The organism is Paracnuella aquatica (assembly GCF_003332885.2).
Taxonomy (GTDB): Bacteria; Bacteroidota; Bacteroidia; order Chitinophagales; family Chitinophagaceae; genus Flavisolibacter; species Flavisolibacter aquaticus.
Map to the genome: position 1 here is coordinate 974972 of NZ_QOWJ01000001.1, position 21037 is coordinate 996008.

Here is a 21037-nt window from a genome sequence, read left to right on the forward strand (position 1 = left end):
ATCAATTTAGTGTTCGTTTATATAACCAAGTATCCTTCAGGATCCAAACTTTCAACGTGTTTCCTGACTAATTTTAAGGCAACTTCAATCTACAGCGCATGTTCACCATTGCCATCATTTCCGCCAGCATCCGCACCGGGCGCCAAAGCCACCGGGTTTCGCTTTTCTTCCAAAACATGATCAACCAAAGTGGAAAGGCTACTGCGCAAATGCTTGACCTTGCAGCATACAATTTTCCGCTTTTTGAAGAACGCCTGAGCCACATGCAACAACCGCCAGAAGCTGCGGTGGATTTTGCTGCAAAAATTAAAGCTGCGGACGGCATCGTCATCGTAACGCCGGAGTACAACGGCGGCTACCCCGCCAGCCTGAAAAACGCCATCGACTTACTTTACCCAGAATGGAAACGCAAACCCGTTGCGCTTGCAGCGGTTTCCAACGGGCAATTTGGCGGCAGCCAGGTGCTCACCAGCCTGGTATTTACATTGGTAAAAATGGGCGCCACGCTGGTGCCCAACATGTACCGGGCCGGTGATGTGCAGGATGCATACGATGAGACGGGTAACAACACCAATCCTAAAGCGCAAAAAGCTGCACAGACTTTCTTGGATGAACTTACTTGGTACATGGAAGCAAAAAAGCGGATGGAAACAAATGTGTGACAGGTTCAATGCGTTTCGAACATCGCGGTAAATGCTAATTACGCCATTTTTGTCGCACTGAAAAACAATAAACAGCGCAACTATGTTTTGCCCCTTTTACCGAATAAAGATTCAGCGTTGCATGATTTGAAAGCCAGTACTTCTTTAAGCAAAAAGGCCCAACTATATCAGTTCAAACCCTCTTTTTAATAACGCAATACTTGTTGTGCCATCAATCTTATTGCAATAATTAATGACAGCATTTTTGCGCACCAGCGGAGTAAAACTACGTTAGAAAGCAGCCGCTCCTCTAATTTACGGTTATGCCTGACGTTGAGATGATGAAACAAACACGGCAGCAGCAAACCTTCTACCAGCAAGGCTTTATCAAAGCTATATAACAGTTGTTTCGCATTTATAAACGAGGAAGCGCTACACCATGCCTATTCGAATGAGATTTTTTTACTATAAAGTATTGCATCCCTAACATACACATTGTAGTTTGTCAGGCGTATTCCCCTCACCTAACCTACACGGTATGCCTGCTCCAACCATCCCGGCCCACCTGGCCGCGCTTACTTCCCATTTCCATATTTCCAGCGCCGAACGGCAAAAATCGCTGGAAGAGTTGCAACAAATGCTGGCCCGCACACTGACGAACCTCGACCCCGACGACATCATCAGCCAACAATATATGCTGGAAACCAGCGACCTTTTCAAACAGGGCGATGAGGCTGCCATTGGTGAAACCGCAACGAGCAATACCGAAGATGAGGAAGACCAATTCCAGGTATTTGTACGAACGCTTCCGGTGCGCACCACCCAACTGGCCGGCGGCACGCCAAAAGCAGCGGCCGGATCACGGGTGGTTACCCGCGGGCCTTTTATTGATAAGGTTACCGGCCGGCAGGTGTTTTTCGATGTGGCGCAGGTAAAAAAGCTCATTGCACTACACGTGGCAGGCCAGCCCGAACCGGTGATCCTGTTCAATGCAGGCTTTCCCATCCGCCGGTTGCCCGGCCGCCTGCCGATACAGCCGCCTGAAATTACCCGTAATTATAAAGTGGTGCCCGAAACTGTATGGGTGCTGGCACGCCTGTTCGACAATGCCGCACCTGCCAATTATTACGCAGGCCTGCGGGTTACCGGCGGCACCATTGTGCTCAATGCCGACCCAACCATCGTGGCGGGCAAACTAACGGTAACTGCAGCAACCACTGTTGTGTGCGACCTTACGTTGGAGCAAAAAGAAATCACAGATGGTGATGCATCATCGCCCTACGGACAAGATGCCCGGAATGCATCGTATGATTTGCCCAAAAGTTTTGGCTTCCAGTTTCAAAACCTGGTTAAAAAAATCAATGCAGTTGGCGAAAGCAAATGGAAGGTATACGGCAGCGAAAACAGCTTTACTTACAGCGGCAACCAGGCCAGTGTGTATAATCCGTTAATCGGGCGGTTAGCCATCCCCGTTAGTTGCGGCGATCCTGAGTTTACCATTAAAGAAAATGTGTCGCCATTTTGTACCCTTAGCGGCACTGCACAAATCGGCGCCAGCTGGTGGGGCATACCGGTGGCAAAAATAAACCCTGCGGCGCCCACCGAAGCCGATGGCAACGGCGCCATGGTAGTACAATGCAATGCAGGCCTTGCGGCGCAATGGAAAGGTTTGCAAAACCAGCAGCTGCGGCTTTCGGCGCCCTTTATCATTGGCGAGCCGGGCCGCATCGGCATCACCGAATTTGTCGCCAACGGCACCGGCGCACAACAGGAAATAAAAATGTGGCAGGACAAGGTAAACCCGTTTGGCAGCACGCTGCATTTAGCATGTACCACAAACAGCAATTTCATTTTCAATACGCAGGCAAAAGGCGACGAACTAATGGCTTGCAAATGCAACGCAGAACTCAACGCCGACCGGCCCGTGAAAGTGGACGGACAGGGCATGCTGGTAAAAACGAAGGGCAGCCTGCTGATGATTGGCATGAGCAAACACAAGCGGTCGCTGAACCTGGGCGATGAAAACATTTTGTGGGACAACAAACTGCCGTCGGATAAAATGCCGAAAGTGCGGCCCATTGCGCTGGCCATGCACAATGCACTGTTCACCGTCACGCCGCCCAATGGCCTGGTGTTGTTCAGCGAGGTGGATGAAGCCATCACCACTATGCACCTGGGCCGCATGTTCCTGCATTTTGGGTTGTTTAGTTATCTGCCTACCCTCCCAGACCCGTACGCTGCTAACCTGGGTGTTTTGGAAAACCAGTTCAACGACCGCGGCAATAACATAACCGGCGCACCTGCCAACGGCCCGCGCAGCAGCCGCGTATCAGCCTGGTTGATTGGTCTGGTGCAGTGGGAACAAAAGCCAGAAGTGCCGGATAAAGTGGGTGTGAGTTTTCATTTTGCACCGTTGCAAAAGCCGCTCGAGATTGAAAAAGACCGGGGCGCTAAGCCAGGTACACCGGTTACAGACAATAATCCCAACAGACCATTTTTGCCAACACTGGGCACGGAAAAACTTGTCGATTTGCCCGATAACGTATTGATGCAACCCAGGGACGGAACGATGCGGGCAGCTGCGGTACGCAACGATTTTTTTGCGCTGCGCATGGATGATTTTGCCCTGCTCGACGTGAGCAGCAAAGCCAACCAGATGGGTGTGGCGTTTTCGTTTACCAACAATGTGTTGCAGCAGGTAGTAGCCCGCAAGTACGACATCAACATTAAAAACGAAGGCGATGTGCAGGTGTTTCCCATCCAGGTAAGTGGCCTCGATGTGGTGGCGCCTGGCCGGCAGGTGCAGGCGTTTACAGTGCCGCAAATAAGCTGGGAGCCGGTGCTCAATACCACGCCACCGCAATGCCTGCCCGGTGCACAAATTCCCGACCCGAATAATCCAGATACGCTCATTCCCGCCAGCCCGCCCTTTGACCCACCCCTTGGCTGGAACTTTTACCAGAACGATGGACTCGCCACCCGCATCGGCAACCTCAGTAAAAAGCCGGTGGCGCTGTCACCAATACCCATGGCGAAGTACCTGGTGCATACTTTTCAAAGCGGCGACGATGGTAAAACCTACGCTTGGTTCAACCTGCCGTTTGGCATGGTGGCCCTGAGTTTTTTAAACAGCAACAAGCCGCAGGGAAAAGGCGAGTACATCGAAAACATCGCACCGGTTTGGGACTATATTGTTGGCGGCATTCAATTGGAACTATCCGGTGGCATCAGTGTCAATCCCGGCGATGGACGCCTGTTTGAAGGGTTTACTTTTCAACTGCACAACATCAACGATGCAGCGGGTGTTGGCGCACAATACAGCAACCTGGCGCACAGCCCGGATATTATTTTCAACGGCGAATTTTCGCAATCGGTAGACATGCCGCCGGGCCGGCCGGCAGTGCCGTTGGAGCGCATCGGCATCAGTGGTTACGGCGCCAGCACATTTAGCAATTGGGAAAATAAGGACGCCCTTTTTGCGCAAACCAGCCAGGCATTTTTCAACGTGGCCGTTGGCCGCACCAGCCGCGAGGTGGTGCAGGTAAAAAGCATGGTTTACCCCTGGGGCATCCGCGTGGTGCGCACCATTACGCTGTTTCGAATGGGCAATGGATATGTGGCCCGGGTGGACAGTGGCTGGCAGGCGCAAAGCGATGGCCTGTTCGATTTTCGCTACCCGGTTAATGACAAAAACACGGGCAAAAAAGTAAAAGAACTGCACCCCAATCCATTTAATTTTCACCCCGGCCCGGTTCGCGGCTTGTACAACATCCGCAACATCCGCGAAATACCGAAGGCCTACACCACCAACACCAAACTGGTGTACCTATGGCAGGAAGGTGCCGACGGTTACCCGGTACCGGCCGAGCCGCAAAAAACAAAAACAGCCATCCTACAAGGCATAAGTTTCGACTGCGATGTAGCAATTGACAACGTGGTGGAAGGCGGCACCGGCAACCGAGTAGCCAGCAAAGGCGTCATTGGCTATGTACAGCTGGCGCCACCCGCGGCCCCCATCGATCCGCAGGCGCTGAAAGGTTTGATGGGCTATGAAAAAGGCACCATTGGCGGCCCCATCAACTGCACCATCAAGGTGGCTGGCACCAACCAACGGATGCGCCTCGACCGGTTTGATGTAAACGAATCAACAGACGGTGGCGGCGGACCCGTATTTGCCGGTGCCGTGCGGGGCGCAGTGGTATTGCCCAAAGACGGTAGCTGGACGATGGTGCAGCACAACCGCGGCAGTGGCGATGTAACGCCGATGCCCGAAAAACTGAGCGTGCCGCTCATTGCCGAAGGTTTGCTGGATGTAAAAACAAATGCGTTTCCGCCGATTGAAAACATCCTGCAGCGCATTGCTTTTCCCAACGACTTGTTGAAAACGCCGGACAGCAGCACACTCAATTTTGGCTTTTTGCAAAACATGAACACGCAGAAAGTACTGTTCCTGACACCTGCGTTTAAAAAAGGCATCGAGTCACTCATGACCAAAACGCCGCCGCTGCTGGCCGATGCATACCGCCTGATGAATACCAACAGCATCTTTCCGAATGTGGGCGATGCTGAGGTCAATTTTGGCACCGCCATTCAAATGCTGAAAGGCATTGACGATGCAAAAAATGCGATCGAAGCGTTCAGCAAACCTGGCGTTGTCGACAACCTGGGCAAAGAGCTGTACGAGGTATTGGAGCTAAAAGCAAAAGAAGAAGCGGGCAAATTACTTGACCAGGGTTACAAACTGATCAAAGCAAAAGGCAACGAAGTGTTGGATAAGGCTTTCAAATTTGACCTGCCGCCATTTGCATACGAGCTGGTGAACATTGAAGATGTGTTGTGCATTTACATTGAATACGCAGCAACCAGCAGTCCCAAAAAAGACCCGAAACAATACATCGGCAACTTTGATTTTGATGTCGATTCATTTGCATCCGACCTGGCCAATACCTGGAAGGGACGCATGAACAACCTGGCTATGGTGGTGGATCTTGGCCCGCTGAAAAGGCTGATGACCATCAAAGGAAATTTCAATTCGCAAAAAGGAAAAGAAACCGATTACGGCAGCAAGCAGGACAGCGATGCAACCGGCCTGAATTTCCCCACACCCGAAATTGAATTCAGCGATGCGGTGGACGCTGTGATCAAGATCTTGGAAATACTGCAGGCGCTGAGCACGGGCAAATATGGCGATGCGTTGAAGAAAGGCCTCAAAGTAGCCATGAGCAACAGCGCCAATCTTTGGGAGTATAAATTTGAAGCCACCAAAGACATTGCACTGGTGCGCTTTCCGCCGGAACGCAACCTGTACGAAGCGCCCACTACGCCGCTTAAACTGGAGGCGAGCATGAGCCTGGGTGTTTTTTTCAACGCTGCGTTAAAAGTAACAACCGATCCGAAGCAGCTGCTCCCCACTGCTGGTGCATTTTTCAAGTTTCATGGCGGGCTGCAGGTGATGTGTGTGAGCCTTGCTGCCGGCACTGTGTACGCCGTAGGCAGTGCCGACCTGGCGCTGCGGGCCGATACTAGTCCGTTGATTTCGCTGACGATGAAGTTTGGTTTTGGTGCACAAATAACGGTGGGCCTGCCGGTGGTGGCCAACGTTAGCGTGCTTTTTATGGTGGGCGTGGAAGTGTATGTGGACAGCAACAAAACGGTAAAGGTTACCGCCTTTATGTTGTTCCGCGGCCATGCCGAAATATGCGGTGGCATTGTAAGCGTTACCATCACCATCGAAGCAAGAGGCTCCATTCAAAGAGAGGAGGGTGAAAATAAACCCTGCTTGTGCAAGGCACAGGTAACCTTCGCTATCGACATCAGCATTTGCTTCGTCATCAACATTGATTTCAGTGAAAGCTGGGAAGAAACCCGGCAGATTGCTTAACCATTTTCTCCTAAAAAATTCAGGCAATGGCCATTGATAAAACACGTTTTACCCTGCTGGCTTTTCCACAAAGCGTGGACGCAACAGGAAAGCTGTCGCTCAACCTTGTATTTCTTCCGCGCAACATCAGCCCGCTGGATGATGTTCGAAATGAAGGCACTATTATAGCGCCGCCGTTTGTTTCGGTGCAACCGCAATTCACGATCAAAATCGGCAACAATTCATCAGAATTCCCGGGAAAACTGCCCCTTCCGCCCCACGAAGTTACGCGGCCAATGGACCCGATTGTGTACAGCACGCAGGCTGCGGATATTTACAAAACGCTGAAGGATGCCAAACAGCCAAACGGCGTAACACCTAAATATTTTGACATTGATGAAAGCCGTAGCGCCGACCGGGCCGCTGCCGAGAAATTCTCCATTCCTAAGGCTTTGCCCCGCAATACTGCGGTGCGCAAATACCTGCCATTCTCTTATCGCGAAGCTTTTAATTTCACAACGCCACGGGTGGCAAATGCGGTTACTGATGACAGTTACCATTGCGCCGTTCGCGACGATAAACCCGATCCCACTTTTGCACCCAGCGATGGAAAAGTTAGCTGGGGCAAAGTGTATGCGCACCTGATGCGGCAGCCGCTCATGGCAAAAGCGGCTGGTTTAATCTACAACGTAACTGTCCAATTATCGGCCGGCGACCTTGAAAAAGGCGGCTGGATCTATGCCGATATTTTAACTGGCGATTACAGCGTACAACAGGCAGCATCGGAGCCGGTGGGAAACGATCCGTTTATAAAAAAATACGCAGCTAAATTACCACCGCTGAAGTGGGGCGAGGCCCGCAACCTTTTTGCCGCCGTTCTTTTTCCGGTAATGAAAAGCGGGCAAAACCCGGAGGGTATTTTTGATGAATTGTTTATTGAATCGGCCCGCTACAACGATGGTTTTGCCGGTTTGGTGCACAGCTACCAACCCCGTAGCCACAACCTTTTGGTGGAACGTGCAGATGGCTTTCACCCGCAAAAAGAAATGGGCATCCGGCTGGGCTGGGATGATGAACAAATTTTGATCTGGTATTTGCGGCAAATTGGCACCGACGAAAACCTGGGCGATAAACGGCTGGATGCGCCGCTGGGTGTGACCGGCTACTGCATTGATGTGCGGCAGTTCGGCGGCGCTGCCTGGGAAAGCCTCACCGAGGTGGCCAGCAACGGCGCCCTGCAATTGGAAACGATCAATATGGGCACCTATGCAGGCGAGTTGCCTTACCAGGTGTATCCTACCAAACTAGCCGGCAGCTATTGGCTGCCCATGTATTTTGCCAACTGGAACGACCAGTGCATGGTGCTGCCCGATAAACGGGCCGCTGAAATCTATGCCAACGCAGGCGATACCAAACACCCGGCAACGCTGAGTGATATGTACACGGCACCGGCTTATGCTACCAAACTATTGTATGGCAACCAATACGAATTTCGGGTAAGGATGCGTGATATGAGCGGCGGCGGCCCCGGCAAAAACGGCGAACCAGAAAAGACACTGCCGGGCATGATCACCGCCACGCATTTTAAACGATACATTGCGCCAAATGCCCTGCTGCTGCGCCATACCGACACTGAGCTAAAGCCCAATACCGACGATGTAAATTTTACCCCGAACAGCCTTAAGATGCAACGGCCGCTGCTGGGCTACCCGGCTGTGTTGTACACTGGCCGGTACGCTGAGGCCGATGCACTTACCCGACTGCGGCAAAACCGCGATGGTAATTTTGCCAAACAGGCCTTAGATCAACCCATCGATGGCTTTGGCATTCCGGACCTGGATGTGGTAAAAGTGCAGGTAAAAGTGGAAGTGGAAACGCTGAAGATGGACAACCTGGCCAGCGACGATGGCCGCGAACACTACATCACGCTGTACACCACTTACCGCACATTTGATGCGGCAAATCCGGATGCTTTGCTGGAGGTGCCAATTACCTGGAAAGACCAACCAATCTTGAAGCTGGGAAATATTACTGAGCCGTTCGACAATGTGGCCGATAATGATACGATTGCACAAACGGCCGGCACTATTGTGTTGCCAACGGCAAGGGACATACGCATGACCATCCGGGCTTGTTGCGAAGGCGCCGCCGACTACTGGGGTAATTACAGCGAAACCAACCCCGATCTCGATGCCCGCCTTGGCAAAACCACGGTATTGTCGCTGCGCAAAGAATCGGCTGTGGAAACGGGCCTGTTTACCGGGACGGAAGATCCGCAGGCCATTCAGGGTATTTTGCTGCAACCCGATCCGTTGCGCATCAAACTCAACCCGATATTTTTTAAAACACTTGATGGCAACAATACACCGGATGCAATGCCCGACATTGTGCAGCGTTTTGCAAAACAACTGGATGTGCACGCCAAAGAACTTACAATCACCGCACCGCTGGGTGAACGCATTGCATTTTGGTGCTCCAATATGGTGCGACATACTATGGCGCCAGACAGCAGCAGCATCACTTTTAGCGGCGCCAACGAGTTGCAGGGCCACTGGCTGGTGTGCACTAGTTTTTACATCAACCGCGACTGGACCTGGGACAGCCTCGATGCTTTGAGCTTTATTATTGAGCGGAGGCGAAAACAAGGCCGCGAAGCCGGTGACATTAGTGCAAAACCGTGGCAACAAATTGGTTCGCTCGACCTGCAACGCATTGCCAGTTTCCAGGCCATACAAGAAGGTGACGATGGGCTCATCCACCGCGAATACACGAAGATCATCTTGATTGATGTAGTGGATGGGAAACCGCCGATTGGCCAGTTTCCCGATGTGAGCCAGGTTGCCTACAAGATTACTCCAAGATTTAAGACCGGGCACACGCCTACCGCTGATGGCCCGTTGGAAACACCGGCACTACTGCTGCCGGCAACAGTCAATCCAACCCAAATGCCGAAGCTGGTTGGTGCCGGTATTGCGCTGAGCCCATATATGCGCAACAAGCAATACAGCGCCACAGAAGCAAGAAAACGATACCTATGGCTGGAGTTTGACCGCAAACCCGACAACGAAGCCGATGATTTGTTTGCGCGGGCGCTGGCCTATGCCCCCGACCAGTTGCTGTCCAACAACGACCCCTCATTACTGGAAATTCCGGAAGAAAGCAACCTGCCGATTGACCCGGAATACATCAGGGTGATTACACCGGCTAGCAGCCCCGAACATGCAGGGCTCAACGCCATGCAAAAAATGACCAAGTCGGATGATCAGGACCGGCATTTTTACATACTGCCGCTGCCGCCGGGCCTCCATGGTGAAAGCACGGAATTGTTTGGTTTTTTCACATACGAGTTCCGGTTTGGCCATAGCGACCGGTTGTGGAGCACAGCGCAGGGAAGGTTTGGGCGGCCACTACGCGTAGCCGGCCTGCAGCACCCTGCGCCCAACCTGCTGGCAATGGTTTCGAGAGACGAGCAACTGCTCCGCGTATCTGCGCCGTTTGCAAAAGCAGTGTTTAATGGGAAAAATGTTACCAGCAACCCGCCCCGAACCAGCATCTGGTGCCTACTGTATGCGCAGGTGCGGCAAGCCGACGGGTTGGATTTCCGCAATATTTTGCTGGCGGAAAAAAGATTGGAACAAAAACCGCCCACCCGCCACCGCGAATGGCTGAAAATAAAAATGGGTGAAGCCGGGAATAACCCGGTGCTGATCCGGCAATTTGAAATGGAATATGTGCAAAAGCTAGCGCGGGAAAAAGAGGCAACCTGGCAGGCCTACGGCGCATGGCAAAACAAGGAAATCCGCGAAATGCTGTACCTCTATGGCCTTCCGGAAGATGCGCCGCTGAGTATTTTGTGTGTTGAAGTGTATGGGCAGATCACCAACATCTACCAGCACATGAACGATGCACGGGCAAAAAAAGAAGCGCTGATCAGCAGCATTGCCAGCAATTACGATCAAACGCTGGCAGCAGGCATCCAGCAGGAAACCTATCGGAAAATGGACGGACCGATACCGGATACGAAGCCAATTGATCCATTAAAGACGCAGTTGGGCAGCTTCCGTATTTTGCGTACCTCGCCATTAACCGAAGTGCCATTTATTTGTTGCACTGATTGTTAGTACAAGAACACGATTATAAGCGAAGGCAGTTCCGTGTGAACTGCCTTTTGTTTTGCCATTCGTCCAAAATGAACGGGTATTGCTGGATGTTTTTTTGCAAAATGCTATTAGGCTTGTTGCAAAAAAAGCCCACTGTAGAAACAGCGGGCGACTAACGATTGCTTGCCATATGTAGAGAGAAATAAAGAAGTTAGCTTGGTTGGTGCTGTAAAACTATAATGCAGGAAATCTTTTCAAACAGCGTGTTGATTGAATTGCAATATTGGGAAGATCAGTTGTCGTTTTTAGTGTATCAGCTCATTGCCAAATGCATCAGATGTTATATCGTTAATGCAAATGTGATTGGGAAATATCAACTTGCTTGTTTACAACATTCACATGAGTATGTGGTTGTGTAGAAGCTTTGCGGGCTAAGGGTTTGCGGCGACAGCCACTACTTCTTTGTTAAGCCTTTTAACAGCCCTTGCCACCCCTCACAATTCACTTGCCCCGGGGTGTAACCCACACTACTTTTGAATCGTCAAACAAACACAAGACAACCAAAACAAATCATACTTCAACTAACAAATCATGAAACCTTTATTTATCCTGCTGACCGTTCTTTCTTCCTTTATGGCCCAGGCCAAAAACAACCCTGGAGGGGAAGTAACACCGGCAGCCCTCAAAAGCTTTAGCACCACCTTTGCCCAGGCAAGCGATGTGACCTGGACCGCCATCGATGATATGTACAAAGTATCTTTCCAGGTGGCCGGCCAGTATGCCGCAGCTTATTACAGCAACAACGGCAACCTGATGGTGGTAACCCGCAACATCTCTTCGCTGCAACTGCCCGTAGTGTTGCTGGCTTCCATTAAAAAAGACTACAACCAAAGGTGGATCTCCGACCTGGTGGAAGTATCGGATGAGAATGGCACCTACTACTATGTAACCCTAGAAGATGCCGATCAAAAGCTCATCCTGAAATCAGACGGTGCCACCCGCTGGAACAAATACCAGAAATACGAAAAGTAAAAGGAAGAAAAGCTGCGGGGTGTTTTGCAATTATTAAAACACAATCCGCATGCCTGCACAGCAGTATTCTATGGTAAAAAATGCCTCTAGGCTTTGTCATGCTGAGCACAGCGAAGCATCCGAGCCATCACCAAAGTAAGTTGGAGAAAAATTAGAGCTGAATCCAATATACCTTTCTAAAGCACTTAGATATTTTACAAACATACTAAAGCCCAATACATTCTTACTAAACTAACAGGCATGTATAGGGCTTTTTCCATATAAACTCGCTATACTAAAACCGTCAAAGAGAACCTTTAAATAAACTCCCGGATTGCTTTCACAATCTGCCTCGCCCCTTCGCCATACAGCATCGTTAAATGATTACCGCGGATTTCGTGGTAGGTACAGTTTTGCATCAACTGCACTGTGGCTAATGCCTGTGGCACCGGCAGCAGCGGTGCCTCCAAGGTATATGGGTCCGGTGCATTGAACAGCAGCGCGGGGTGAGCAATATCACTGATGATGTCCGTCCATGGTTCTTCCAACACCTGCGTAATCGCTTCCGTCATATGTGCGGGTTGGCTGCGCTGTGTTACCGAGCCGTCGCCATTTTCAGCAACATCTGCCTGGTAATAAGCCATCATGGCCGGATCCCAAAAAGTAAGGAACGGTGCTTTGGTAGCACCTTCCAAGTATGTATCGAACGAAGTGTATGTTTTCCCCAAACGCGTCATCACCGGCCGCAGCATGTCCATAATATCAGGATGCATTTGTGCAGCGGCATCTATCAACACCAGCTTTGCTACACGATCGGGAAAATGCGCAGCAAGGTAAAAACTTACCCAGGCGCCAAACGAATGGCCACCAACATGTGCACGGCCGATATCCAGCGCATCCATCAATTGAATGATATCTGCGGCATGATCGGCCATCGTGTAGCCATGCTCCGGCGCATCACTAAGGCCGCGTCCCCGCAGGTCGACTGAAATAATCCGCAGGCCTTTTGTTAAGCCTTGTGCCACCAATCCCTCAAAACAATATGCGTTGGAGGTGAGGCCATGCATCAGGATCAACGTGGGTCCGTCGCCCTGGTAATCGAGATAATGCAGGCGTATATTGTTGGCAACAACGTAGTTTGATTTCATTATATAGTTCTGGTATTAAAAAGCAGGGCACCAGGCCCTGCAAGTTGCATCTGCCAAAGCAAAAAACAAAACGCTGGATAAAATTTAACGGGCCGGCTTTAGGGTGCAAGCTACCCTGTGCTGGAAGCAGCACAACAGTGAGGTTCAAATGCAGCGCTGCTTATGGCGTTTTGCCATCCAGCGCTTTCACCAGCGGATGTTCTTCCAGGTTAATGTGATCGGTAGAAATTACCACCTTGCTGATCTCTTCATCGCTGATGTGGTGATTCGGATCTTCCATGTGCCGCTTAACAATTTCGCGAGTGCCTACTGCGTTGGCATCCTCTGGAGTTGGGTTGGCAGCATTTGTTGCAGGTACTTTCATAAAGCGAAGGTTGAGGGTAAACTTTTCAAAAAGATAGATAAAAATATCGTTCCAAAATTGCCGCGGCAGATTTTGCAACAAATGACTTGATCTTGAGCATTATAGCGCTGCCGCTTAAAATCGGCTGCACTCTTTTTGTGTTAAAATTTGCTCAGCAGTTTCATCCCGCGGGGAAAGAAATTTACAATGCTCTGCTTGTTGTTGTCAGTTCCTGTTGTTAGTTTAGTTTTCTATTCAAAGGCTGCGTCATTTGTTCCCGAAGCCGTAACTCCGGGGGTACTGAAAGCCTACAGTAGATAGTGAGGCCCATACAGGGCCTCACTTGTTTTTTACAAAATAGGCTGCAGCACCGTCCATACATTTTGCGCCAGTATGCGGGCTCCTTCAGCGGTTGGATGTATACCGTCTTCCTGGTTTAGTTCCACTTCGCCTCCTACCCCTTCTAGCAGAAAAGGCACCAGCGCAATGTTGTTTTCTTTTGCCAGTTCAGGAAAAATTTGTGCAAATGAGGTTGCATAAGTCTGTCCCATATTGGGCGGCACCTGCATACCGGTCAACACTATTTTCGCCCCGGGATATTTTGCCCGAACCTTTTCAATGATGCCCTGCAGGTTTTGTTTGGTTTGCGCCACCGGAATGCCGCGCAGGCCATCGTTTGCACCCAACTCCAAAACAAACACATCCAGCGGCTGCTGCAAAATCCAATCGATGCGCGACAACCCGCCTGAAGTTGTTTCGCCACTCACGCCTGCATTCACTACGTTGTAGGGCAGGTTGGCTGAATCAATTTTATTTTGAATAACCGCGGGAAATGCTTCAGCGGTGCTGGCAAGACCATAGCCGGCAGTAAGGCTGTTGCCAAAAAAAACTATGTTCTTTTTTACTGTATTGCTGGTCCTATTTGTAGTTGTATCGGCAGCTGCATTATTGGTTGTGGAACTATTGTTGCCGCAGCTTGTTATTATTCCTAAAAATGCAGCGAACAAAATCCTGTAGTACATCTTCATCATTGGTATTGCGTATTATATCATCTTGCTAACAACTGAAATTAAACTATTCTGTTATTTTTATCGGAAACGTGGCGCCGCCTGCCATAGCTTCTTCATTCAATCAATAATCATCCCCGAACCATGCCGACCATACTCGACATAGCAAACGTCAGGAAAATATACCAAAGCGCAGGACGAACCCTCACCGTACTCGACAACATTAGCTTTTCGGTGGAGGAGGGCGCTACCATGTCGATTGTTGGCCCGTCGGGCAGCGGTAAAACAACATTGCTTGGCCTGGCAGCGGGCCTCGACCGGGCTTCATCCGGATCCATTGCATTGAACGGTATTGCATTAGATGGCCTGAACGAAGACCAGCGTGCCGCAGTGCGAAACCAGCATGTGGGTTTTATTTTTCAAAACTTTCAACTGCTGCCCACGCTTACCGCATTGGAAAATGTGATGGTGCCGCTGGAACTGCGGGGCGCAAAGGGAATCAAAAATAAAGCACTGGACCTGCTTAAACGTGTGGGCCTCGGCGAACGTGGACACCACTACCCTACGCAGTTGAGCGGCGGCGAACAGCAACGTGTTTCGCTGGCCCGGGCCTTTATTAATCAACCGCGCATTTTGTTTGCCGACGAACCTACCGGCAACCTGGATGCCGAAACCAGCGAACGCATCATCGAACTGATTTTTAACCTGAATAAAGAAGCAGGCACTACGCTGGTGCTGGTTACCCACGATCTGGACCTGGCCAACAAAACCGGCCGCATCTTACGCATCAAAGGCGGTCGCATTGTATCAGACGAGCCGACGCTGAACGCTGCGTACGCCGTATAAATCATCGCATCTTAACTACCTAATTTGCTGCGCTCAACCGCAGCTTACAAAAGCTTTCCCAGCATGCACCCATCCAATAAATGGAACCTTTCCTGGCTATTATTAATGGCCTGGCGCGACAGCCGGAGAAACCGGTCGCGACTACTGCTATTTGTTTCCTCCATCGTGTTGGGCATTGCTGCATTGGTGGCCATTTACTCGCTGAGCGACAACATGCGGCAGGAAGTATCGAAACAGGCCGCGGCCTTATTGGGCGCCGAACTCGAGATCAGCGGCAACCGCGAACCAAGCCCTGCTATCCAAAAACTTTTGGATTCGATTGGTGGCCAACGTTCGGAGGAGCGAAATTTTACTTCGATGGTTTATTTTCCTAAAACCGAAGGTTCGCGGCTGGTGCAGGTGCGGGCATTGAGTGGTGGCTTTCCCTATTACGGCGAACTGGAAACAGTCCCCGCCACCGCAGGCCGCAGCTTCCGCAATGGCCGGCAGGCGTTGGTAGACCAAACGCTGTTGTTGCAGTTTGGCGCTAAAGTGGGCGATTCAGTGCGGGTGGGCAATTTGGTGTTCGCCATTGCTGGCGAGTTGTTGGGCGCACCGGGACAAACAGGCGTTTCGGCAGCAGTTGCACCCATTGTATACATACCCTTGCAATACCTGCCGCAAACCGGGTTGATGCAAAAGGGCAGCCGCATCAATTATAAATTTTATTTGCAACCGGCTAAAAAGCTGAACACAAAAGCTTTTGAAGAAAAAACGGTTCCAGTGATTGAAGACGAAGGCTGGAATTACGAAACCGTTGCCAGCCAACGCGAAGACACCAACCGCTCCCTCTCCGACCTGACACAGTTCCTGGCACTTGTGAGTTTTATTGCCCTGTTGCTTGGTTGCATTGGTGTGGCCAGCGCGATCCATATTTATGTGCGGGAAAAAATTGCAGCCATTGCAGTGTTGCGTTGCCTCGGTGCACAGGCCCGCCAGGCGTTTTTAATTTACCTGCTACAAATCATTGTGATTGGGGCAATCGGGTCGATCATTGGCGCAGTGCTGGGCACCATCATTCAACAGGCGTTGCCCGCTGTGCTGCAGGAGTTTTTACCTTTTACCATCGATGCATCTATTTCGTGGCCGGCTATTGCACAAGGCATTGTGCTGGGCATCACCATATCGGCCTTGTTTGCGCTGCTGCCGCTGGTTTCCATCCGCAATATTTCGCCGCTCAACACGCTGCGCATTTCGCTGCAGCCGGCCACGCTGTTTCGCGATAAAATGAAATGGCTGGTGCACCTGCTGATCCTCCTGTTTATATTCGGGTTTAGCTGGATCCAATTGGGCGGTTGGGGAAAAGCGCTGGCTTTTACGCTGGGCGTTGTTGGTGCATTTTTAGTGCTGGCTGGCATTGCCGCACTCCTTGTTTGGGCAGTGCGTCGCTTTTTCCCGCAGTCGTGGCCCTACATCGGCCGGCAGGGTTTGGCCAATTTATTTCGGCCGAACAATCAAACTACTATCCTCATCGTGGCCATCGGTTTGGGCACTGCATTTATTTGTACCCTTTTTTCCATCCAATCGCTGCTGCTCAACCGGGTTCAACTTTCCGCTAGTGGGAACCAGCCCAACACGGTGCTGTTTGACATCCAGCCCGCACAGCGGGACCAATTGATTGCCTTAACCACCGCACAAGGTCTGCCGGTGCAGGGCACCGTGCCCATTGTAAACATGCGGCTTGAGGGTGTGAACGATATTACCGCAACCCGGCTGCAGCAGGACAGTACGATTAAGATGCAGCGCTGGCTGTTTAGCCGCGAATACCGCGTTACGTTTCGCGACTCCATTACCGCCGCAGAAAAAATAACGAGTGGCAAATGGCAGGGCAATGCGAATGCCCAGAACGGCCTTGTGCCTATTTCGCTGGAAGAACGTTTTGCCCAGCGCAATGATATTTCGGTGGGCGATACGATGTTGTTTAACGTGCAAGGCGCCATGATCAATACGGTAGTCGGCAGTCTTCGCTCGGTGGATTGGAACCGGATACAAACCAATTTCCTCGTGGTATTTCCCAATGGTGTGCTGGAAGCTGCACCGCAGTTTCATGTGTTGCTGACGCGGGTGCCCAACAAAGAAGCTGCGGCCCGCTTTCAACAGGCCGTGGTGCGCCAGTTTCCCAATATTTCCATCATTGATTTAGGACTTGTTTTAAGCGTCATTGACAAGCTGTTGGATAAAGTGGGTTTTGTAATTCGGTTCATGGCGGGTTTCAGCATCATCACCGGCTTGGTGGTACTGATCGCGTCGGTGCTTATTAGCAAATACCAGCGCATCCAGGAAAGCGTGTTGCTGCGTACCCTTGGGGCCAACCGGCGCCAGATTTTATGGATCACTGCATTGGAATATTTCTTCCTCGGCATACTAGCAGCCCTTGCCGGCATTGTGCTGTCGCTGGCAGGCAGCTGGCTGCTGGCCAGGTATGTTTTTGAAACGGCTTTCACGCCGCAGTGGAGTTCGCTGTTGCTGGTGGCGCTAGCCATTTCGGGGCTTACCGTCCTCATTGGCATGTTCAACAGCCGCGCCGTGCTGAGTCGGCCGCCGCTGGAAATACTGCGTGAAGAAGTTTAATGCGCCGTAACCCATTTCATTTTTAAACAAAAACACCCAGTTTTTTGCACCGCTTAAGTTGTACACCCGGCACGACTTTGGTTTTACAACCATTGTGAGCCACCAGTAGATTGTGAACTTAAACGGAAGATTATGAGGAATTGGATATTGATGGGAAGTTTAACCGCATTGAGCTTTGGCGCAGCAGCGCAGGGCACTACACGCATCGGATCGGGCACGCCACTGCGCTGGGGCATGAACGGCAGTATTGAAGTAATGGAAGGCGACCTTACCCGCCACTACGGATCCAATGATACAGCCAATGCCATGCGCAGGCAAACTGCATTTTATAATACTGGCTTGGGCAGCCCCCGCGATACACGCTTTGCTTCGGTGCAGGCGCAGTGCAGCAACAATGAAATGAGCCTCAACTGGGTGGCCGTGCAGCCCGGCGGCGCCGACCGGTATGAACTGGAACAAAGTAGTGATGGCACGAATTGGAAGGTTGTAGGCGTGGTGCTGGCCAATCAGAACGATCGTGGTCACTCTTCGTATCAATTCAATTACAACAGCACCGCCAGCGATGTGTTGTTCCGGATAGCGGCAAAGGCCATTTCAGGCGAACGGGTGGCTAGTGCGCCGTTCCTTTCACCTTGCAGCAACGAAGCATATGTTGGTGCCACACCCAACCCGGTTTACAGCAATACCTCTTTGCGCATTGGTTCGCCGGGCACTGCACGGGTAAAAGTATTGCTGGTTGATTCGCGTGGTGTGCCCCATTACAGCACCGACTTTAACCTGACCCGCGGCATCAATCATATTCCGTTACAAATGAGTTCATTGCCGATTGGTCAATACAGCGCTGTAGTGCGTTGGATGAATGGCCGCCAGCAGGTCATTCCATTGGTGAAGAATTAATTGCAAACACCGAATCTTTTTTCGAAAAATAGAAGATGCAGCCTGTGTTTTATTCAGAATATCCGTTGAATGAAACACAGGCTTTTTCATGGATAAATGTGTCGGAGCTTTTTGAATTTTAATAATGCTGAACTACAATGGTGTGCATATCACCAGCTGCATAAATAAACAAATATTTGCTGTTGCGCAGTGCCGTATTTTTGAAAAGATCAAATGAGTTTGCAATAGCTCCGGTGCTCAACTATCCAAGTGCTATGACGGCGCGAAGCGTTGGTCCTTGCTGGATACCTACGACTTTGAATACTATTTTTTTGGTAGCAACTTACTTAGGAGTGCATTGATTGTATTTAGAAAACACCTCCACATTGATACTTGCAGTGGTGGATAACCGAAATTTATTTACCAAACGATAACCAATATTTTAATGACAGAAAATACACCTAAAAAAACAAGGATCGTTGTAATTGGCGTGGGTGCCGTTGGCTCCACCACTGCATATACGTTGCTGCTGCGCGGCCGCATGGACGAACTGGTACTGATCGATGCCAACAAGGAAAAAGCCGTTGGCGATGCGCTAGACATGAACCACGGCATCCCGTTTACCAGCAAGGCAAAAGTATGGGCGGGCAGCTACGAAGACTGCGCCGATGCCGATATTATCATCATTACCGCAGGGGCTGCACAGCGGGCCGGCGAATCGCGGGTGGACCTGCTCAAACGCAATGTGGCCATTTTCGAAAGCATCACCGACCAGGTGCTGCAATACAACCAAACCGGCATCCTGCTTATTGCCAGCAACCCGGTGGACATCATGAGTTATTTTACCTGGAAAAAATCGGGCTGGCCCGTGAACCGGGTGATTGGCTCCGGAACCATATTGGACAGTGCCCGCCTGCGCTACCTGATTGGTGACAAAATGCAAATTGATCCGCGCAGTGTGCATGCACATATTGTGGGCGAACACGGCGATTCGGAACTGCCGCTTTGGAGCCTGGCTAATATTGCCGGTTCAGAAATTTTATTGAGCGAAGAAGACAAGCTGGAGATTTTTGCCAATACCCGCGATGCCGCGTACCAGATCATCCAGGCGAAAGGCGCAACATTTTATGCCATTGCATTGGCGCTGGACCGCATCTGCACCGCCATTTTACGCAACGAAGCTTCGGTGCTCAACGTATCCACACTGCTGCAGGATTATCATGGCATCAACGACGTGTTTTTAGGCGTTCCCTGCATTGTTGACCACAGTGGCGTTAGAGAAGTGTTGTCGCTGAACATCAATTACCACGAAAAACAATTGCTGCAAAAATCTGCAGACAAACTTAAAGGGCTGATTGAATCCATTGCCATTTAAGGGTGCCATTTGCATTGGCGATAAATTCAATATCTTTCTGCCCATAGTTTTTACACCAACCAAACCGTAATACCAACCATGCGATCACGCCGCAACTTTTTACAGGCCGCAACGGCCACCGCTTTAAGTGTTCCGTTTATCAACTGGCGCATTGCCCCGGAAACAGCAAACGGCGATGCGCCGCAAAAGATTTTACGCGTAGCCATCATGGGCCTGGGCAGCTATGGCACCCGCGTGGCAGATGCCATGAAAGATTGCACCAAAGCCAAGCTGGTAGGCGCCATCAGCGGCACGCCATCAAAGCTTACCGACTGGCAGCGTAAATACGGGATCCCCGAGAAAAACTGTTACAACTACGAAAACTTTGATGCGATAAAAGACAACAAAGACATTGATGCCGTGTACATTATTACCCCCAATGCGCTCCACCACCCGCAAACGTTACGGGTGGCCAAGGCCGGCAAACATGTGATTTGTGAAAAGCCAATGGCCATCAATGCAAAAGAAGGCCGCGAAATGGTGGCAGCATGCAAAGCTGCCGGCGTAAAATTGCTGATTGGCTACCGCCTGCACTTTGAACCGAAAACACTCGAGATTGTGCGGATGCGCCAATCAGGCGAAATGGGCAAAGCATTGTTCTTCCAGGGACTTTCCGGCTTCCGCATTGGCGACCCTACGCAGTGGCGACTGAACCGCAAACTGGCAGGTGGCGGCGCCATGATGGATATTGGTATTTATTCGGTTAATGGTGCCCGTTACATGATTGGCGAAGACCCGGTGTGGGTAACGGCACAGGAAACAAAAAACGACCCGGTGAGATTCAAAGAAGGCGTGGATGAAACCATCACGTTCCAGTTTGGATTTCCAAGCGGCGCAACCGCTTCCTGCCTTTCCACTTACAGCATGAATAACCTGGACCGCTTTTTTGTCAATGGCGAACGCGGTTTTGGCGAACTGATGCCGGCCACCGGCTACGGCCCCATCCAGGGCCGCACACACAAAGGACCGCTTACACAGCCGCACACTACGCACCAAACCCTGCAAATGGATGGTATGGCCGACATTATATTGAACAACCAACAGAACATGGTGCCGGTAGATGGCGAGGAGGGCCTGAAGGATATGATTATTGTTGATGCGATCTATGAAGCAGCAAAAACCGGCAGAAAAGTAAGTATCAAATACAAATAGCAACAGCTTGGAAAAGCACATTTAAAAGG

At 50.8% G+C, this 21037-nt stretch carries 12 protein-coding genes; 9 read left to right on the forward strand and 3 right to left on the reverse strand.

The window, feature by feature from the left end; all coding sequences use genetic code 11:
- Positions 1–98 precede the first annotated feature (98 nt).
- From DRJ53_RS04200 to DRJ53_RS04215, 4 genes are all read left to right on the forward strand, one after another.
- Complete coding sequence (locus DRJ53_RS04200; protein ID WP_114234284.1) at positions 99–662, forward strand: NADPH-dependent FMN reductase; 564 nt, start codon at positions 99–101, stop codon at positions 660–662.
- A gap of 517 nt (positions 663–1179) precedes the next feature.
- Positions 1180–6522 (forward strand): hypothetical protein, encoded by a 5343-nt coding sequence (locus DRJ53_RS04205; RefSeq protein ID WP_114234285.1) that lies wholly within the window; start codon positions 1180–1182, stop codon positions 6520–6522.
- Between the two features lie 26 nt (positions 6523–6548).
- Positions 6549–10622 (forward strand): hypothetical protein, encoded by a 4074-nt coding sequence (locus DRJ53_RS04210; protein ID WP_114234286.1) that lies wholly within the window; start codon positions 6549–6551, stop codon positions 10620–10622.
- Between the two features lie 570 nt (positions 10623–11192).
- Positions 11193–11633, forward strand: a complete 441-nt coding sequence (locus tag DRJ53_RS04215; protein WP_123893347.1) for a hypothetical protein — start codon at positions 11193–11195, stop codon at positions 11631–11633.
- Positions 11634–11929: 296 nt separating this feature from the next.
- Here the strand turns inward: DRJ53_RS04215 and DRJ53_RS04220 are convergent, their stop codons facing one another.
- From DRJ53_RS04220 to DRJ53_RS04230, 3 genes are all read right to left on the reverse strand, one after another.
- Positions 11930–12760, reverse strand: a complete 831-nt coding sequence (locus tag DRJ53_RS04220; protein ID WP_114234288.1) for an alpha/beta fold hydrolase — start codon at positions 12758–12760, stop codon at positions 11930–11932.
- 160 nt (positions 12761–12920) lie between these two features.
- On the reverse strand, positions 12921–13124 hold the full coding sequence (locus DRJ53_RS04225) for a hypothetical protein (RefSeq protein WP_123893349.1): 204 nt from the start codon (positions 13122–13124) through the stop codon (positions 12921–12923).
- Positions 13125–13453: 329 nt separating this feature from the next.
- Positions 13454–14134: an arylesterase gene (locus tag DRJ53_RS04230; RefSeq protein ID WP_114234290.1), complete on the reverse strand. Its 681-nt coding sequence runs from the start codon at positions 14132–14134 to the stop codon at positions 13454–13456.
- A gap of 120 nt (positions 14135–14254) precedes the next feature.
- Here DRJ53_RS04230 and DRJ53_RS04235 point away from each other — a divergent pair, with 120 nt between their 5' ends.
- From DRJ53_RS04235 to DRJ53_RS04255, 5 genes are all read left to right on the forward strand, one after another.
- Positions 14255–14956 carry an ABC transporter ATP-binding protein gene (locus DRJ53_RS04235; protein ID WP_114234291.1) on the forward strand — a complete coding sequence of 234 codons (702 nt, stop codon included), beginning with the start codon at positions 14255–14257 and terminating at the stop codon, positions 14954–14956.
- Between the two features lie 63 nt (positions 14957–15019).
- Positions 15020–17566 carry an ABC transporter permease gene (locus DRJ53_RS04240; RefSeq protein ID WP_114234457.1) on the forward strand — a complete coding sequence of 849 codons (2547 nt, stop codon included), beginning with the start codon at positions 15020–15022 and terminating at the stop codon, positions 17564–17566.
- A 132-nt stretch (positions 17567–17698) separates the two neighbouring features.
- Positions 17699–18463 (forward strand): hypothetical protein, encoded by a 765-nt coding sequence (locus DRJ53_RS04245; protein ID WP_123893351.1) that lies wholly within the window; start codon positions 17699–17701, stop codon positions 18461–18463.
- Positions 18464–18887: 424 nt separating this feature from the next.
- On the forward strand, positions 18888–19817 hold the full coding sequence (locus DRJ53_RS04250; RefSeq protein ID WP_114234293.1) for an L-lactate dehydrogenase: 930 nt from the start codon (positions 18888–18890) through the stop codon (positions 19815–19817).
- A 78-nt stretch (positions 19818–19895) separates the two neighbouring features.
- The gene (locus DRJ53_RS04255; protein ID WP_114234294.1) at positions 19896–21008 is read left to right on the forward strand and encodes a Gfo/Idh/MocA family protein; all 1113 of its coding nucleotides are present in this window, start codon (positions 19896–19898) and stop codon (positions 21006–21008) included.
- The last annotated feature ends 29 nt before the right edge of the window (positions 21009–21037 follow it).

Excerpts from the sequence above, each read along its gene's own strand:
- DRJ53_RS04255 (WP_114234294.1), top strand. The coding sequence starts at position 19,896 with ATGCGATCACGCCGCAACTTTTTACAGGCCGCAACGGCCACCGCTTTA.
- DRJ53_RS04225 (WP_123893349.1), bottom strand. The coding sequence starts at position 13,124 with ATGAAAGTACCTGCAACAAATGCTGCCAACCCAACTCCAGAGGATGCC.
- DRJ53_RS04235 (WP_114234291.1), top strand. The coding sequence starts at position 14,255 with ATGCCGACCATACTCGACATAGCAAACGTCAGGAAAATATACCAAAGC.
- DRJ53_RS04210 (WP_114234286.1), top strand. The coding sequence starts at position 6,549 with ATGGCCATTGATAAAACACGTTTTACCCTGCTGGCTTTTCCACAAAGC.
- DRJ53_RS04200 (WP_114234284.1), top strand. The coding sequence starts at position 99 with ATGTTCACCATTGCCATCATTTCCGCCAGCATCCGCACCGGGCGCCAA.
- DRJ53_RS04240 (WP_114234457.1), top strand. The coding sequence starts at position 15,020 with ATGCACCCATCCAATAAATGGAACCTTTCCTGGCTATTATTAATGGCC.
- DRJ53_RS04245 (WP_123893351.1), top strand. The coding sequence starts at position 17,699 with ATGAGGAATTGGATATTGATGGGAAGTTTAACCGCATTGAGCTTTGGC.
- DRJ53_RS04220 (WP_114234288.1), bottom strand. The coding sequence starts at position 12,760 with ATGAAATCAAACTACGTTGTTGCCAACAATATACGCCTGCATTATCTC.
- DRJ53_RS04250 (WP_114234293.1), top strand. The coding sequence starts at position 18,888 with ATGACAGAAAATACACCTAAAAAAACAAGGATCGTTGTAATTGGCGTG.
- DRJ53_RS04205 (WP_114234285.1), top strand. The coding sequence starts at position 1,180 with ATGCCTGCTCCAACCATCCCGGCCCACCTGGCCGCGCTTACTTCCCAT.
- DRJ53_RS04230 (WP_114234290.1), bottom strand. The coding sequence starts at position 14,134 with ATGATGAAGATGTACTACAGGATTTTGTTCGCTGCATTTTTAGGAATA.
- DRJ53_RS04215 (WP_123893347.1), top strand. The coding sequence starts at position 11,193 with ATGAAACCTTTATTTATCCTGCTGACCGTTCTTTCTTCCTTTATGGCC.